The organism is Haloarcula sp. Atlit-47R (assembly GCF_003665985.1).
GTDB lineage: Archaea > Halobacteriota > Halobacteria > Halobacteriales > Haloarculaceae > Haloarcula > Haloarcula taiwanensis.
In genome coordinates, this window is the sequence record NZ_QPLQ01000002.1 from 453067 (window position 1) to 467110 (window position 14044).

Consider the following 14044-nt stretch of genomic DNA (forward strand, 5'->3'; position numbering starts at 1 on the left):
GAACAGTCTCGCGGGAGAGTGCGAAGAAACCCTTTATCGGTCGGCCGTCTGGACTCCGGTATCCCATCGTGGCACATGCATCCGAGTCCAGCGCGCCCGTCGGCGGGGAGAGACAGGACTATACGACCGGCAGACGCAGGTCCCGGGAGGACAGTGGGATGGAGAAAGCGCTCTGGTACCTGTTGACGGCGACGCGTGGCGGCGCCAACCGGGCGCGTATCATCGACGCTCTCTCGGACCGACCGATGAACGCAAACGAACTCGCCGACGAACTCGACGTGGGCTACAAGACGATCAGACATCATATGGAACAGCTAGAAGAACACGGCGTGGTCGAATCCGGCGACGAGGAGTACGCCAAACTCTACTTCCTGACCGACCGGTTCGACAACTACCGCGACACCTTCGAGGAGATCGTGGAGAAAATGGACGAATGAGGGAACAAATCACCCGGGCCGCGACCGGCCGACGGGAGGGGCGGCGCTGATGGCGATGGGACCGCTCATCACCGCCGCGGCGGCGCTCGCGGGACTCAACGTCCTGTTACTACTTCCGCTGCTGGGCGTCTGGGTCCGCAACTACGCGACGTTCCGGACGGGGCTCGTCGCCGGCCTCATCGCCTTCGCCGTCGCCATGCTCGCCGAGAACGCCATCGCCGTCTACTTCTTTTTCTCGATGCAGAGCTTCTACGCCGGCGACCCACACGTCCAGCAAGCCGTCCTGGTCCTGCGCTCGCTGCAGTTTATCGCCATCGCCGGACTGAGCTACACGACGCTTCGGTAACCGCGGGTGGCAGCGACGGCCCGTTTCCGGACTGTCCGTGAGTGACACTGTGCTGTCGCCCGAACAGGTTCGGGACAAACGCCTGACTGGCGTGGACCATCATCGGACGTATGAGCACAGATCAGCAGGACGCGGTCCGCGAACTCGACGTTCGAGACATCGACGGGGAACCGTTCGAGCACATCATGGACGCGCTCGACTCGGTCAGCGAGGACGAGGCGCTCCGGCTGGTGAACAGCTTCGAGCCGGTGCCGCTGTACGACGTTCTCACGAAGAAGGGGTATCAGTACGACGCGGAGCAGGTCGCCGACGAGAAGTGGCACATCACGATACGGCCGGACTGAGATGCGGACCGAGCGCGCCTCGCGGTGGTTCGTCGCCACCAGCGCGCTGTTTTTCGTCGGCTTTCACGCCGCGATGGCGGTCGCCGCCCCCCGGCGAGTCGTCGTCACGCTCGGTCTCTACGGGTTCGTCCTGCACGTCCTGTTCGGGAAGGCCTACGCGCTCGTGCCGCCGTACTTCGAACGGGACCTCGCGTGGGAACTGGGGCCAGCCGTCCAGTTCCCGCTGTCCGTCCTCGGCACAACAGGGCTGGCGCTCGCGCCGCTTGGCCCGTCGTGGCTCCGACCAGTGGGAACCCTTCTCTGGGTCGGCGGCGTCGGGGTCTTTCTCGGAACGCTTGGGTGGACGATTGCCGGAAACGTCACCGGCACCGCGACGGGGACCGGCGGCGCGAACGCCCACCGGGAGCCGGTCGACCGAACCGCCAACGTCGCGGTCCCGATTGCGCTCGGCTACCTCGCGCTCGCCGCGGGGAGCGCGCTCGCCACGACCGCCGGCTTCGGGTCGGTCCACCCCCAGCAACTGTCGCACCTGCTGGCCGCGGGGACGGCCGCGCTGTTCGTCTTCGGCGTCGGCTTCCGGCTGTTCCCCCGGTTTCTGGTCACGGCAGTGCCGCGCCCGGTCGTCGCCGTCGTCGTCGCGGCCGGTGCCGTCGGTCCCGCGCTGCTCGGGTTCGGGCTGTTCGACCGCACGCTCCTCCTCATTGGTGGCGTCGTCGAGGCCGTCGCAGTCGCTGGGTTCGCGCTGTCGTATCTGGCCCTCTTTCTGCGGTCGGAGCGCCGCCGCGTGGGGTTCTACGCGGTCCTGTTGGCGGTCGTGGCCGGAGTCGTCGGTATCGGACTCGGGTTGACTGTCGCCGTAACCGGTCGGAGCCCGGCGCTGGTCACCGCGCACTATCGGGCGATGCTGGCGGGCTTTCTCGGACTCACTGTGGTCGGGGCAGCGTTCCAGTTCTACCCGCCGGCAGTCGGCGTCTGGCCCTGTGCAGATGACCGGACGGCACTGCTGTCGATTGCACTGCTTGGGAGCGGACTCGGCATACAGCTACTCGGTCTTGTCGGCCGTATCGGCTGGATGAGACCAGTCGGCACAGCGGCTGGCGGTCTCGGCGCGCTCCTCTATACGTATCTCCTGGTAGCAGCGTTCGCTCGCCGCTGGCAGTAGTGGCGACCCACCAGAGACCTATTCCGTGATGATGCTGTCAAGCAGTTTCGTCTGGGCGGCGGCGAGGTGTTCCGCGAACGTCGAAACGGAGATATCCAGTTCCGTCGCCACGTCGCCGGCGTTGGCCCCTTTGGGGTATTCGAAGTACCCCATCTCGACGGCCGTTTCGAGCACTTCCTGTTGCCGGTCGGTGAGCTTGCTCCGGTCGACCAGTATCGAGTCCGCCGGGTCCACGTCACCGTTTCGACGCATCGACCGGAGCGAGACGCCGTCGTACAGTTCTTTCAGCCGCGTCACGATGGCGCGCACCCGATCGACATCGGGAGCGTGAAATGTCAGGTGGAGCTGTCCGCCCTCGGCGCGGATATCTGCCACCGGACAGTCATACGTTTCGACCGCTTCACAGACGCACTCGGTTCGGGACCGAGAGAACTGGTAGCGGGCGCCGGTGCCCGTCGAGAACACCTTGTCCATGTCTTCCCGTGTCTCGATTTCCCCTCCGTCAGTGCCCGTCGCGGTGAACTCTTCGATGACCTGCCCGTCTGCATCTGGGCTGCTTCGGGCAACATCGGTCACGGCCGCGCCCGCCTCGTCCGAGACGCTCGCCACCGGACAGGCCCCCGGGGCATCGACCGATAGCTCCACTCTGATGCCGGAGTCGCTCATACCGAATACTGTGACACCGTGTTACAAAACGGGCGAGGCGCGTTCCCACGGAGTGAAAAATCCCCTCAATCTGCCGGGTGCTGGTCGGGAACCGTCCCGTCGAACCCCTCGGGCTGGTAGTCACACAGCGGGTCCGCCGCCAGCGGGTCCCCCGTCGTCGCGTAGGCCCGCGACCGGCTGCCGCCACAGACCGACCGGTACCGGCAGGCCCCGCACTTGCCCGTCAGCGCGTCGTCGTCCCTGAGTCGCTGGAACAGCGACGACTCCCGGTAGATGTCGACGACGCTCTCCTCCCGGACGTTGCCCGCCGACTCCGGCAGGAACCCGGAGGGGTACGCCTCGCCGGTGTGGCTCACGAAGGCGAACCCCTTGCCGGCGCGGATGCCCATCCGCCGTTTGAGGCCGCCGGCACCCTCGTCCCGGTGCTGTATCGAGACGCGGCGGTAGTGGGGCGCTTCGGTCGTCTTGAGGCCGAACGACGCCTCGTCGCTGACCTCGCGGAGCCACTCCAGCACGCGCTCGGCTCGCTCGGGGGGAATCGGCGTCAGTACCCGCCCGCGGCCGACCGGGACGAGGAAGAACACCGACCACAGCACCGCGTCGAGGTCCGCGACGAGGTCCCGTATCGCCGGCAGTTGCTCGACCGTCTCCGCGCAGACGGTGGTGTTTATCTGCAGCGGTATGTCGAGGTCACGGGCCGCCTCGGCGGCCTCCATCGTCGCCTCGAAGCTCCCGGACTCGCCCCGGAAGGCGTCGTGGGCGTCGCTGTCGCCGCCGTCGATAGACAGCGCCAGCCGCCGGAGCCCGGCGTCGTCAAGTTCGGCCAGCCGGTCCCGCGTCAGCGAGGTCGTCCCGCTCGGGGTCATCGTCATCCGGAGGCCCTGCTCGGTCCCGTAGGCGACGAGTTCCGGGAGGTCCTCGCGGGTCAGCGGGTCCCCGCCCGAGAGGACGACCAGCTGGCCCTCGCCGAACTCGCGGGCCTGGTCAAGCAGCGCCTTCCCCTCCGCCGTCGAGAGTTCGTCGGGGTGGCGGCGCGGCTGGGCATCGGCCCGACAGTGCTTGCACGCCAGTTCGCAGGCCTGCGTCACCTCCCAGATCAGCACCAGCGGCTGCTGGTCGAGGTCGAGGTTCCCGTGCATCTATGCCTCCCGGTGGACGCGGGTGACGTGGCCCCCACAGCCACACTGCTGGACGTACTCCACTGAGACGCTGTCGCCGAAGGCCGCCTCAAGCGCGTCGAATAGGTACGTCTCGGGATGGCCGTGATCGGCGTGGCTCACCAGATTGACGTGGTTCCCAGCCGTCGTCATCTCGACGGCGTCGACGGCCTGCTCGACGACGGCGTCGAGGTCATCGGCGTGTGCGGGCGTCTCTAGGTTCGCCGACCAAGAGTTGTCGTGGACCTCGGTCGTAACCGGCGGCAGGTCCTCGTGGGAGTGGCTCATAGGTACCCGTTACCGGCGGGTGTCCCTCGGTCCTTTCCCGAATATGTTCGGGATATTAATAGAGAACAGATAGGCGGTCACTCGAACAGTCACACTCGTGTTTACCGCGATGATACTTGTTCGACGAGCCAGTCGAACTGCCTGTTGAGTTCCTTCGTGCGCTGTCGGGAGATGACGGTCGAGTCGAGCATCTCGCCGAGCACGGGGAGGTCGAGGGCGCTGTACTCCGTCATCGCCGTCACCTCGGTCCCCTCATCGACGGTTTCGACCGTGTACTCCGTCATCATCGACTCGAAGATGCCCTGACGCTGCTCGTACCGCAGCACTGCGTCAGTCTCGACGATTTCGAGGTCCAGTTCGATTTCGAAGAGACCGACGCGGTTCGTGATGCCGAGGTCGTCCCCGTCCAGCGTCACCTCGTCGAATCCTGCCGCGATCATGAACGGCTCCACGTCGGTTATCAGATCAGTGACTGTTTCCGGATCGGCCGGGATTGTCCGAGTCAGCGAGACGCGCTCCATACCAGACGGCCAGTGGCCGGCGAAATAAGCGTTCGCCATACCCGTAGATGTTCGGCCCGTCGGTCTTGCATGCCCGACGCTCGCGCCGAGAGCACACGACAGGTCCCCCAAGGTTCTTGTCCGAGCCATGGGTAGACGAACATGTTCGGGATTACGGCCGCAGAGGTTGGGCGAATATATTCGGATACACCAATGCCACACGCTGAACTCACACTCACGATTCCGGACGAAATCTGGATCGGCGACGTGTCGCGCACGTACAACGATGCGACGTTCCGAATCCTCTCGGCGCTCCCCGGCGAGGACTCCGGCGTCGGACTGGCGGAGATCACAGCCGACGACCTCCCGGCGGTGCTCCGCGACATCGAGGGCCAGGAGTCGGTCACCACGCTCGAAATCCTCTCCCACCGCGACGACAGCGCATTGGTGCAGTTCGAGACGTCGATGCCGCTCCTGCTGTTCCCGGTCCAGGGGTCGGGCGTCCCGCTGGAGATGCCGTTTACGCTCTCGGATGGGGAGGCCGTCTGGGACATCTCCGCGCCACAGGAGCGGCTCTCCGAACTCGGCGAGCAGCTGGAGGAGTTCGGTATCTCCTTCAGCGTCGACCGCATCCGGCAACACCTCGAAACCGAACAGGTGCTCACCGAGAGCCAGTTCGAACTGGTCGAGGAGGCCATCGAGGCGGGCTACTACGACACGCCGCGGGAGTGCTCGCTAACAGAGCTTGCGGACCGAGTCGGTATCGCGAAGTCGACCTGCAGTGAAACGCTCCATCGAGCGGAAGAGCAGATACTCAAGCAGTTCGTGTCGGACCACCCGGCGCGGTGACGGGAAGTCGAAGGGCGTAATACGCGCCTCTGTGAGAGGTACGACATATGAGTTCCGACGCGGTCGACGAGACGCACGAAAACGCTCGACAAGAGGTCGTCGCGGTGGACGCCGACGACAACGAGGAGGGGCTGGTCAATCGGCTCGACGCCCACACCGGCGACGGGGTTCGCCACCGCGCGTTCACCGCCCTGCTGTTCGACGAGGACGACCGAATCCTGCTCGCACAGCGCGCCGCCAACAAACGCCTCTGGGACACCCACTGGGACGGCACCGTCGCCTCTCACCCCGTCCAGGGCCAGACGCAGGTCGAAGCCACCGAGGAGCGGCTTGAAGAGGAACTGGGTATCGACCCCTCGCAGTACGGAGACCTCCGCGTGACCGACCGGTTCGAGTACAAGCGCTACTATGAGAACGCCGGCCTCGAATGGGAGGTCTGTGCGGTCCTACAGGCCACACTCCACGACACGTCGCTGGAACCGAACCCCGAGGAGGTCGACGGTCTCATGTGGGTTCCCTACGAGCGACTACGCGAGCACCCCGAGTACTACCGGCAACTGCGCCTCTGTCCCTGGTTCGAGATTGCGATGCGCCGGGACGAGGAACGGTAGGTCGGCCCCGACGCCGCGGCGGCCTCGCCACGACCCCCCTTCTTTTCGGCTCGGCCGCCCAACCTCGGGTATGGACGTTCCGCTCTATGACTCCCTCGACGGGCAGGTCGCCCTCGTTACCGGAGCGACGCGGGGCATCGGAAAGGCAATCGCTGACGGGCTGGTCGACCTCGGCGCGACTGTGTACGCCGGCGCACGCGATACTGACGACATCGAGGCCACGGACCGCCACGCCGTCGAACTCGACGTGACCGACGACGAGGGGATGGTCGCCGCCGTCGACCGCATCGAGCGCGAACAGGGTCACCTCGACGTGCTGGTCAACAACGCCGGCGTGATGGACTCACGTGACCCGCTGGACGAGATGCCGACCGACATCATCGACCACACCCTCGATACGAACCTCCGGGGGGCAGTCCTCATGACGAAATACGCCCTTCCGCTGTTGCTGGCCGAGGAGGGCGGCCGCGTCGTCACCATGTCGTCCGGGCTGGGAGCCATTACCGAGAGCCAGTCGGGTGGCACGCCGGCCTACCGAATCTCGAAGACGGGCGTCAACGGACTGACAAAGTACCTCGACGGCGAGTACGCGGCCGACGGGCTGGTCGCCAACTCGGTGTGTCCGGGCTACGTCCAGACGGACATGACCGAGGGTAGCGCCCCGCGGACGCCGGAGAAGGGGGCCGAGACGCCGGTCTGGCTCGCCCGCTTCCGACCCGACGCACCAAGCGGACGCTTCTGGCGCGACAAGGCCGAAATCGAGTGGTAGCAGCTACGGTCAGTCAGCGTTCTCGCTGTGGGCCGCCACTGGGTCGTCCGTCGCGTGGGCGGGCTCAGCCGTTGGCAGTTGCAGCTCTACGGTCGTTCCCGATTCGTCCGTATCGGGGAACGACATCCGACCGCCAAGGTTCCGGACAATCCAGTTGACGAGCCACAGCCCGACGCCGGAGCCGTGCTTGAGCGGCGTTTCGGTCCCCGAACGGATGACCTCGCGCTCGTGGTCGGTGATACCGGGACCGTTGTCGTGAACGGCCACACGCGCGCCCGGCGTTCCACCGGCCCGCGTCGCCGTAATCTCGACCGTAACTCGGTCCGCATCGGCTGCTTGATGTTCGACAGCGTTCTCGACTAGCTCCTCCAGCGCGATGAGGACCGACGGACCACCCCGAATCCAGATATCATCCTCGCAGGTGAGCGTGATCGCCACGTCAGGGTGGCGGTCCCGGGCATCGCTGACGACCGATTCCAGTAGTTGGCGAAGCGCTGTCGGGCTGTGCTGTTCGGTCTCTAACGCCTCGGTGACTCGCCCGATTTTGTTGCTTCGGTCGACGATGTCGTCAACTGTGCTGATAATGCGGTCGAGTCGCTCGCGCTCGTCGGTGTCGGCTGTATCCCTGAGCAGGTCCGCGTTCCCCTTGACGACGTTCATCTCGTTTCGGATGTCGTGTCGGAGCAGGCGGTTGAGCACGTCCAGCCGCTGTTCGCGCTGTCGGCGGTCTGTGATATCCCGGAGGCTGATGAGATGGCCCGAAACAACGCCGTACGCGCGGTACAGCGGTATCACGCGCACGTCGTAGTACCGCACACTCCCGCCACGGTCGAGAGCCATCTCGGTCTGTGTTTGCTCGCCAGGGCCGGGGACCGTCTCGGCGAGTGTCGGTGATGTCTGAGAGAGCGAGCGGCCCAGAACCGCGGTCTGGTCACCGTCAAGCAACGCCGTGGCGGCCGCGTTGATGTCGACGATGCGGCGCTCGTCGTCGACAATGATGACCATATCGTCCATTTCGGTGAAGATAGCTTCTCGCCCCAGTTCTCGGGTCACCGGTGCCACGTCGAGCAGTTGCCCGCGGAGGATAGCGACCGAGAGGACGGCTCCCGATGCAACGTACCCGAGACTCGTCGGGTCGAAGGCGGTCGGCAGCACACCGAGCACAAACAGCGTCTGGACGACCGTCGGGACGGCGATGGCGAGCAGCAGTGCGAGCCCCTGGCCCTGGAATACCTGATTCGACCGGAACAGCATTCGTAACAGGAGGACACCGCCGGCGAGGATCAACAGCAGTATGTAGGACATGTGGCCCCAGTACACGACTTCGTACGCGGGCACGAGCGTCACCGACGACGCCGAGACGTACTGCGTCCCGCGACCGGACCAGATGAGTTCGTGTGCGTGATTCGACCACACGAGCGTGACAAACACCGCCGGTTCGATAAGCAACAGCGCTGTTCGGCGCTGGGTGAGCCAGTGTGGATGCCCCGTGTACTCGATAACCGTCACGAGCCACGCGACGGGGATGATTACCGAGAGCGTCAGCTGCACCTGGACGAGTCGCTCCATGGTTGCCAGCCCCGGCACAGCAAGCTCGATACCGTACGTAACGGCCCAGAGGCTCGCCGCAACGACGAACACTGCCAGCGGTCCTGCACCCGGCCGGTCCCGGTGGAGCCACACGAGAAAGGCGACGCCCATGCCGACGACACCCGACAATAAAACGACAGTAAGCGGCGACAGGACCATTCAGTAGCTTAGCAAAGGCGTCCCTGATATAATTATTCTCGGTCACTCAGACTGCGAGCGAACTGCGGACCACACCGCGAGCGCACCGAGGACGAACGCCGGCACGAGCGGGAGCGTGAGATAGGCGTCTCTGAGTGTGAGGCCGAAGCTACTGATGACGCCCTGTGCGGACGGCAAAAGCAAAATCGCGCCGGGAACGAGGAGGAACGCCACGCCGATCATCCCGACGAGAATCCAGCCGCTCGTCCCGAACTCGGGACCGTCGGTGGGGTCCGTGCCTGTCTCACCGTCTGTGCGAGAGCGGTCTGTGGACTGTGGCTCCGTGTCGGGACGGTGGACGTAGCCGGACTCGTCGTCAGCCATCGACATCCACCCCGTCGCGCCCGCTCGAACGGTGCGTCACGATGGACACCCTCCAGTAATACCGACGGAACAACGTCGCTGCATAGGTCAGAATCAGGCAAGCGTGCGCAAAACGCTAACGGTCCCGCTACTGTGACAGCCCGGGCGTTTCCCGGCTCGAGATGTCACCCAGACTCATCCGGTGCCCGCTGGCAGAAGCGTGTGCGTCCCGCTGCCCCTCCGCGACCGACGACTCTTCGTACAGTCCCTCGAACGCACACTCATGGCAGACGACGTGGTATCTCCCAGCCATACATTTTTGTCCTTCTTACTATATTTTAAGGCTATCGGTTTCAAATATTATATCAATAGTAAGCACACAAACGGTCGTCAGGGTATTTATTCACCCCGACCGTTGAACGAGTATGGTGGATTTCCAGTCCCGTGACACACGCCGCGGTCCGACTGACGGGGACGACGAGACAGCAGAGGGTGAGACAGGGGACGACGAGGAATCCGCGGCCGTCGATACTGACACCGAGGCCACCGCTTCGGAACCCACCGAAGCGGCCGACACAGAGTCGGGAAACGATGACATAGCGACAGGAGAATCCGACAGCACAGCGACTGCTGCAGTGGATGATACCGCTGAGAACCGCGACGAACCCACCACGGCGGCCGAAGCCGACAGTCCTGTGGCGGAACAAATCGACGAGGCGACAGCCCAAAGTTCGGACAACCAGTCAGCGGCCGAAACGCAGGACGGTGAAGTGACTGCTGCAACGACACAGAGCCCTGACGAGGACGCACAGAGGGAACGCCACGGCGAGGCACAGGCAGCGACCCAATCGGCAGATACACCAGAGGAAGCGGCGGTTCAGACAACGGATACGCCGACAGCACAGACAGGAAGCCAAGACGACACGTCACAGGAACAGTCGGTGACCACCGCTGTCGTCACGGTCGGGACGGCGACCGAAGAAGGCGACCCGACGGGCGAGGCGGTGGAAGCGGCCCTCGAATCCACCGGACAGACGGTTACAGCCCGTGAGCGACTGCGAGGGAACTATGACGGTATCCAGGGGACCATCGACAGGCTGGTCGGCCGCGACGACGTGGAGGTCGTCGTCACGGCGGGCGGTCTCGGCGTCGCGCGGTCGGAGCAGACCCTCGAAGCAGTCCACCCGCTGTTCGAGAAGGCCCTCCCGGGATTTGAAGAGGTGTACCGAGCACTGCTCTTCGAGCAACAGGGGGCCGGTGTCATCTCCATCCGTGCGACGGCAGGTATCGCTGACGAAACGCCGGTGTTTTGTCTGCCCGCGGACCCGGCGGCGGCCCGTGTCGCCATCGACGAGATCATCGCGGCGGAAGCCCCGTCTCTCGTCGCCGACCTGTCCTGAGGCGACGGGATGGATTCGCGGTATCAGTCTTGTGTCCGTTTACGCGACTTAACCTGATATTTTATCGGTTCGGTTCGGGCCGCCAATTTTCTATGTCCGACGGGCTATTCCCTCGAATATCGGCCGTTTAAACGTTTAAATCGCTGTGAAAGGTCGTTAACTGCGCCCCCCATTGAAGTGGAGACAGTCCACAGGACCGGGTGTCATGTCCGATCGCAACGCGACACGACGCGGCGTACTCAAGGGTATCGGCACGACAGCTGCAGCCGCACTCGGCGGGGCGGCCCTCTCCGGGACGGTTGCGGCGGCCGGCCCCTGGGAGTCCGTCGAGTCCCCGACCGGGAACACCCTCCACGACGTCGAATACACCGCGGCCGGTGCGTACGCGGTGGCGGGTGGCGGCATCGTCCTCGAACGGACCAGCAAGGGCTGGCAGAAGGTCATCGGCGGCGGCCCGACTGGCAACGGAAATAGCCTCTACGGGGCCGACGTGACCGACGACGGGAAGGCCCTCTGGTTCGTCGGGGCCTCGGGCGCTATCGGCGAGTACGACGTGGAGTCGGGCGTGCTCACCGACCACAGCGCCCCGATGGACGTCACCAACAACTTCAACGACGTGTCCGTGACCGGGGCGGCCGGCGAGGCGAACGTCTACGTCGCCGGCGATTCCGGCAAGATGTACTTCAGCTTCGAGAACGGCGCGAGCGAGACGTGGGACTACACCACGCCCGGCTCCGGGTCGGCCATCAACGCCGTTGACTTCCACGGCGTCCGCTCGGGCCACATCGTCGACGGCAACAAGAGCGTCTTCGTCACCGACGACGGCTCGACGTGGGACAAGATAGGGCTGGCCGACGCCAACGTCAACTTCTACGGCGTCGACTCCGACGGCCCGGACGACGTGTGGATATCCGGCGGCGGCGGCATGATATTCCACTGGAACGGCTCCGAGTGGACGCCGACCGACACGGGCGACGCCGGCCTGCGCGACATCGAGGTCACCGACGACGACAGCGCCGGCTACACCGTCGGCGGCGGCGGCAAGGTGTACGGTTTCGGCGGCGGTGACTGGACCCAGGAGGAGACCCCCGCCGGCGAGAACCTGAAGGCCGTCGTCCGCGGCGGCACCGACATTGCGGTCGGTTCGGGCGGGACTATCCTAGAGCAATAGCGACGGTACAGTAGCGCAGGCCGGTTCGAGACCGCGGTGCGCCGGAGCCACTGACTTTTCACCGGTCCCCTCCAACACCGTGCATGGACAACATTCAGGTCCAGGGAACGTCGGTCCCCGCACTCGGCCTCGGGACGTGGCAGCTCACCGGCCAGTCCTGCCGTGAAACCGTCGAAACGGCTTTGGAGATGGGCTATCGCCACATCGACACCGCACAGGCGTATGGCAACGAGCGGCAGGTCGGACTGGGGATAGAGGCCGCCGCGGTCGACCGCGAAGACGTGTTTCTGACGACGAAGCTCGACGGGTCCAACCGCGACGAGCGAAGCGTCCGCCGGTCGACGCGGGAGAGCCTGAACAAACTCGGGACAGACTACCTCGATCTCCTGCTCATCCACTGGCCGAACACCCCGTGGATGGCCCCGCTGTCGGAGACGCTCGGCGCGATGAACGACCTCGTCGAGGAGGGGCTGGTCCGCCACATCGGCGTCAGCAACTTCTCGCCGTCGCTGCTTGACGAGGCCCGAGACATCTCCACGGCCCCCATCCTGACCGACCAGGTGCAGTACCACCCCTACTGGGACCAGCGCAAGCTGCTCGACTACTGCCGCATCCACGACGTGCTCCTGACCGCCTACAGCCCGCTGGCCCGCGGCGGCGTCCTCGACGACCCCGCGCTCGTTCAGATAGGGAACCGCTACGGCAAGTCCCCGGCACAGGTCGCGCTCCGGTGGCTCCTCCAGCAGGACGGCGTGGCCGCAATTCCAAAGGCATCCAGCCGCGACCATCTCGAAGCGAACCTCGCGGTGTTCGATTTCGAACTCACCGACGCGGAGAGAGAGCGGATTCGGGACCCGTCGAAGGTCAAGACCGGTATGCAGTTCGTCCGGTCGCAGTTGCCGCTCTGAGCGCCATGCCGAACCAGTAATGACGGGTGTTCGCCCGATTGTGATATGTCTGTTCGGTTTGCCGGCAGCTATTCGGATAATCGTTGCCGCTCGTGGGGGCAAATATTACTAATCGCGTAACTATCATAACCCGTCTGGCCGCAGTTTTCGTGTGGTGTGTTACCACTGAACTACAGCGGGGGAACACACCGCCGAACCCACAGCGAGGTCACTGTGTCAGTACACGAATCCGAACCGATACGACGGAGCGTCGAAGTGGAGTACTGGGTCGTCGACGAGGCGGGCCGGCTGGTCAAGCCGGGCGCGCTCGTCGACGCAACTCCGGGGGCAGAGCGGGAGTTCGTCGAGCCGCTGCTTGAAGTCAAGACGACGCCGTGTGAGACAGCCACAGAACTGCACGAGGAACTCCTCGACCGGCTCGGGGACGTGTTGCGGCGGGCCGACGACCTCGGGAAGCGCCTCGTCCCGCTCTCGACCCCGGTCAACGCCGACGAGATATCGGAGCTACCGAGCGACCGGACCCGGATTCAGAACCGCGTCGTCGGCGACGACTTCGAGTACGTGCGCCACTGTGCCGGCACGCACATCCACGTCGAACAGCAGCCGGGGCGGGCCATCGACCAGCTGAACGCGCTCATCGCCGTCGACCCCGCGCTGGCGCTCGTCTCGTCGTCGCCGTACTTCCGCGGCCGGCGGCTGGCCGACAGCGCCCGCTCGAAACTGTACCGCTGGATGGCGTACAACTCGGTGCCACACCAGGGGTGGCTGTGGTCGTACCTCGAAGACGCCGAGGAGTGGGACCGCCGGCTCGAACGGCGCTACGACGACTTCGTGACCGCGGCCATCGACGCCGGTATCGACCGTCGGACCGTCGCGGCCAACTTCGACCCCGAGAGTGCCATCTGGACGCCGGTCCAGCTCCGGGACGAGTTCGGCACCGTCGAGTGGCGGTCGCCGGACGCCGCGCTCCCGAGCCGGGTCCTGCGGCTGGCCGACGACGTGGCGTCCCTGATGGACCACCTCAGGGGCACCAAGGTGCGAATAGGCGGGGCGACGGGCGGGGTGACCGACGAAGAAATCGTGCTTCCGGAGTTCGACGCCGTCCTCGACTACGCCAACGACGCTATCCGGGACGGGGTCAGCGCCGACGTGGCGGCGTACCTCGACCGGATGGGCTTCGACGTGGACGCTTACGACCCAGTCTCGCCGACCTTCGACAGGGCGGAACCGGTCACGGAAGGCGAGGCCCGCGAGATTCGCCTGGAACACGCCGACCGGCTCCAGGACGACGTCCGACAGGCCGCGCCGGTCGCACTCGACTGAGACGGGACAGTTTAGGAACCGC

18 protein-coding genes are annotated in these 14044 nt (G+C 65.3%); 11 read left to right on the forward strand and 7 right to left on the reverse strand.

Features of this window, described 5'->3' with window-relative positions; translation table 11 throughout:
- Positions 1–158 precede the first annotated feature (158 nt).
- The 4 genes from DVK00_RS10005 (at position 159) to DVK00_RS10020 (ending at position 2289) form a co-directional block, all read left to right on the forward strand.
- Complete coding sequence (locus tag DVK00_RS10005; protein WP_101349420.1) at positions 159–437, forward strand: winged helix-turn-helix domain-containing protein; 279 nt, start codon at positions 159–161, stop codon at positions 435–437.
- 49 nt (positions 438–486) lie between these two features.
- Positions 487–783, forward strand: coding sequence for a hypothetical protein (locus tag DVK00_RS10010; protein ID WP_053967003.1), 297 nt, complete (start codon positions 487–489; stop codon positions 781–783).
- Between the two features lie 110 nt (positions 784–893).
- A complete protein-coding gene (locus DVK00_RS10015; protein ID WP_121577665.1) occupies positions 894–1127 on the forward strand; it encodes a DUF2249 domain-containing protein in 234 nt (77 codons plus the stop codon).
- A gap of 1 nt (position 1128) precedes the next feature.
- Positions 1129–2289: a hypothetical protein gene (locus tag DVK00_RS10020; RefSeq protein WP_121577666.1), complete on the forward strand. Its 1161-nt coding sequence runs from the start codon at positions 1129–1131 to the stop codon at positions 2287–2289.
- Positions 2290–2307: 18 nt separating this feature from the next.
- Here the strand turns inward: DVK00_RS10020 and DVK00_RS10025 are convergent, their stop codons facing one another.
- The 4 genes from DVK00_RS10025 to DVK00_RS10040 all read right to left on the reverse strand — a co-directional run bounded on the left by DVK00_RS10025 (position 2308) and on the right by DVK00_RS10040 (position 4921).
- Positions 2308–2955 carry a helix-turn-helix domain-containing protein gene (locus DVK00_RS10025; protein ID WP_101349417.1) on the reverse strand — a complete coding sequence of 216 codons (648 nt, stop codon included), beginning with the start codon at positions 2953–2955 and terminating at the stop codon, positions 2308–2310.
- A gap of 65 nt (positions 2956–3020) precedes the next feature.
- A complete protein-coding gene (locus tag DVK00_RS10030; RefSeq protein ID WP_121577667.1) occupies positions 3021–4094 on the reverse strand; it encodes a radical SAM protein in 1074 nt (357 codons plus the stop codon).
- The gene (locus DVK00_RS10035; RefSeq protein WP_101349415.1) at positions 4095–4400 is read right to left on the reverse strand and encodes a CGCGG family rSAM-modified RiPP protein; all 306 of its coding nucleotides are present in this window, start codon (positions 4398–4400) and stop codon (positions 4095–4097) included.
- Positions 4401–4501: 101 nt separating this feature from the next.
- Positions 4502–4921 carry an SRPBCC family protein gene (locus tag DVK00_RS10040; RefSeq protein ID WP_232794520.1) on the reverse strand — a complete coding sequence of 140 codons (420 nt, stop codon included), beginning with the start codon at positions 4919–4921 and terminating at the stop codon, positions 4502–4504.
- A 192-nt stretch (positions 4922–5113) separates the two neighbouring features.
- Here DVK00_RS10040 and DVK00_RS10045 point away from each other — a divergent pair, with 192 nt between their 5' ends.
- From DVK00_RS10045 to DVK00_RS10055, 3 genes are all read left to right on the forward strand, one after another.
- Complete coding sequence (locus DVK00_RS10045; protein WP_121536839.1) at positions 5114–5749, forward strand: helix-turn-helix domain-containing protein; 636 nt, start codon at positions 5114–5116, stop codon at positions 5747–5749.
- A gap of 47 nt (positions 5750–5796) precedes the next feature.
- Positions 5797–6360: an NUDIX domain-containing protein gene (locus DVK00_RS10050; RefSeq protein ID WP_053966195.1), complete on the forward strand. Its 564-nt coding sequence runs from the start codon at positions 5797–5799 to the stop codon at positions 6358–6360.
- Positions 6361–6430: 70 nt separating this feature from the next.
- A complete protein-coding gene (locus DVK00_RS10055) occupies positions 6431–7129 on the forward strand; it encodes an SDR family NAD(P)-dependent oxidoreductase (RefSeq protein WP_101349412.1) in 699 nt (232 codons plus the stop codon).
- Between the two features lie 9 nt (positions 7130–7138).
- On the opposite strand, the gene DVK00_RS10060 is transcribed toward DVK00_RS10055, so the two are convergent.
- The 3 genes from DVK00_RS10060 to DVK00_RS21710 form a co-directional block, all read right to left on the reverse strand.
- Positions 7139–8878 (reverse strand): histidine kinase N-terminal 7TM domain-containing protein, encoded by a 1740-nt coding sequence (locus DVK00_RS10060; RefSeq protein WP_101349411.1) that lies wholly within the window; start codon positions 8876–8878, stop codon positions 7139–7141.
- Between the two features lie 42 nt (positions 8879–8920).
- A complete protein-coding gene (locus tag DVK00_RS10065; protein ID WP_101349410.1) occupies positions 8921–9241 on the reverse strand; it encodes a hypothetical protein in 321 nt (106 codons plus the stop codon).
- A gap of 127 nt (positions 9242–9368) precedes the next feature.
- The gene (locus DVK00_RS21710) at positions 9369–9533 is read right to left on the reverse strand and encodes a hypothetical protein (RefSeq protein ID WP_198560217.1); all 165 of its coding nucleotides are present in this window, start codon (positions 9531–9533) and stop codon (positions 9369–9371) included.
- 112 nt (positions 9534–9645) lie between these two features.
- Between DVK00_RS21710 and DVK00_RS10070 the strand changes: the two genes are divergently transcribed.
- From DVK00_RS10070 to DVK00_RS10085, 4 genes are all read left to right on the forward strand, one after another.
- Positions 9646–10620, forward strand: coding sequence for a molybdopterin-binding protein (locus tag DVK00_RS10070; protein WP_121511102.1), 975 nt, complete (start codon positions 9646–9648; stop codon positions 10618–10620).
- Positions 10621–10825: 205 nt separating this feature from the next.
- Positions 10826–11791, forward strand: coding sequence for a hypothetical protein (locus DVK00_RS10075; RefSeq protein WP_101349408.1), 966 nt, complete (start codon positions 10826–10828; stop codon positions 11789–11791).
- Positions 11792–11874: 83 nt separating this feature from the next.
- Entirely contained in the window at positions 11875–12699 is an 825-nt protein-coding gene (locus tag DVK00_RS10080) for an aldo/keto reductase (RefSeq protein WP_101349407.1), read from the forward strand.
- Positions 12700–12912: 213 nt separating this feature from the next.
- The gene (locus DVK00_RS10085; protein ID WP_233560782.1) at positions 12913–14022 is read left to right on the forward strand and encodes a glutamate-cysteine ligase family protein; all 1110 of its coding nucleotides are present in this window, start codon (positions 12913–12915) and stop codon (positions 14020–14022) included.
- The last annotated feature ends 22 nt before the right edge of the window (positions 14023–14044 follow it).

What these genes read in the sequence shown, in the direction of transcription:
- DVK00_RS10030 (WP_121577667.1), bottom strand. Translation starts at nt 4,094, where the DNA reads ATGCACGGGAACCTCGACCTCGACCAGCAGCCGCTGGTGCTGATCTGG.
- DVK00_RS10005 (WP_101349420.1), top strand. Translation starts at nt 159, where the DNA reads ATGGAGAAAGCGCTCTGGTACCTGTTGACGGCGACGCGTGGCGGCGCC.
- DVK00_RS10015 (WP_121577665.1), top strand. Translation starts at nt 894, where the DNA reads ATGAGCACAGATCAGCAGGACGCGGTCCGCGAACTCGACGTTCGAGAC.
- DVK00_RS10035 (WP_101349415.1), bottom strand. Translation starts at nt 4,400, where the DNA reads ATGAGCCACTCCCACGAGGACCTGCCGCCGGTTACGACCGAGGTCCAC.
- DVK00_RS10075 (WP_101349408.1), top strand. Translation starts at nt 10,826, where the DNA reads ATGTCCGATCGCAACGCGACACGACGCGGCGTACTCAAGGGTATCGGC.
- DVK00_RS10070 (WP_121511102.1), top strand. Translation starts at nt 9,646, where the DNA reads ATGGTGGATTTCCAGTCCCGTGACACACGCCGCGGTCCGACTGACGGG.
- DVK00_RS10025 (WP_101349417.1), bottom strand. Translation starts at nt 2,955, where the DNA reads ATGAGCGACTCCGGCATCAGAGTGGAGCTATCGGTCGATGCCCCGGGG.
- DVK00_RS10020 (WP_121577666.1), top strand. Translation starts at nt 1,129, where the DNA reads ATGCGGACCGAGCGCGCCTCGCGGTGGTTCGTCGCCACCAGCGCGCTG.
- DVK00_RS10050 (WP_053966195.1), top strand. Translation starts at nt 5,797, where the DNA reads ATGAGTTCCGACGCGGTCGACGAGACGCACGAAAACGCTCGACAAGAG.
- DVK00_RS10080 (WP_101349407.1), top strand. Translation starts at nt 11,875, where the DNA reads ATGGACAACATTCAGGTCCAGGGAACGTCGGTCCCCGCACTCGGCCTC.
- DVK00_RS10040 (WP_232794520.1), bottom strand. Translation starts at nt 4,921, where the DNA reads ATGGAGCGCGTCTCGCTGACTCGGACAATCCCGGCCGATCCGGAAACA.
- DVK00_RS10055 (WP_101349412.1), top strand. Translation starts at nt 6,431, where the DNA reads ATGGACGTTCCGCTCTATGACTCCCTCGACGGGCAGGTCGCCCTCGTT.
- DVK00_RS10065 (WP_101349410.1), bottom strand. Translation starts at nt 9,241, where the DNA reads ATGGCTGACGACGAGTCCGGCTACGTCCACCGTCCCGACACGGAGCCA.
- DVK00_RS10010 (WP_053967003.1), top strand. Translation starts at nt 487, where the DNA reads ATGGCGATGGGACCGCTCATCACCGCCGCGGCGGCGCTCGCGGGACTC.
- DVK00_RS10045 (WP_121536839.1), top strand. Translation starts at nt 5,114, where the DNA reads ATGCCACACGCTGAACTCACACTCACGATTCCGGACGAAATCTGGATC.
- DVK00_RS10060 (WP_101349411.1), bottom strand. Translation starts at nt 8,878, where the DNA reads ATGGTCCTGTCGCCGCTTACTGTCGTTTTATTGTCGGGTGTCGTCGGC.
- DVK00_RS21710 (WP_198560217.1), bottom strand. Translation starts at nt 9,533, where the DNA reads ATGGCTGGGAGATACCACGTCGTCTGCCATGAGTGTGCGTTCGAGGGA.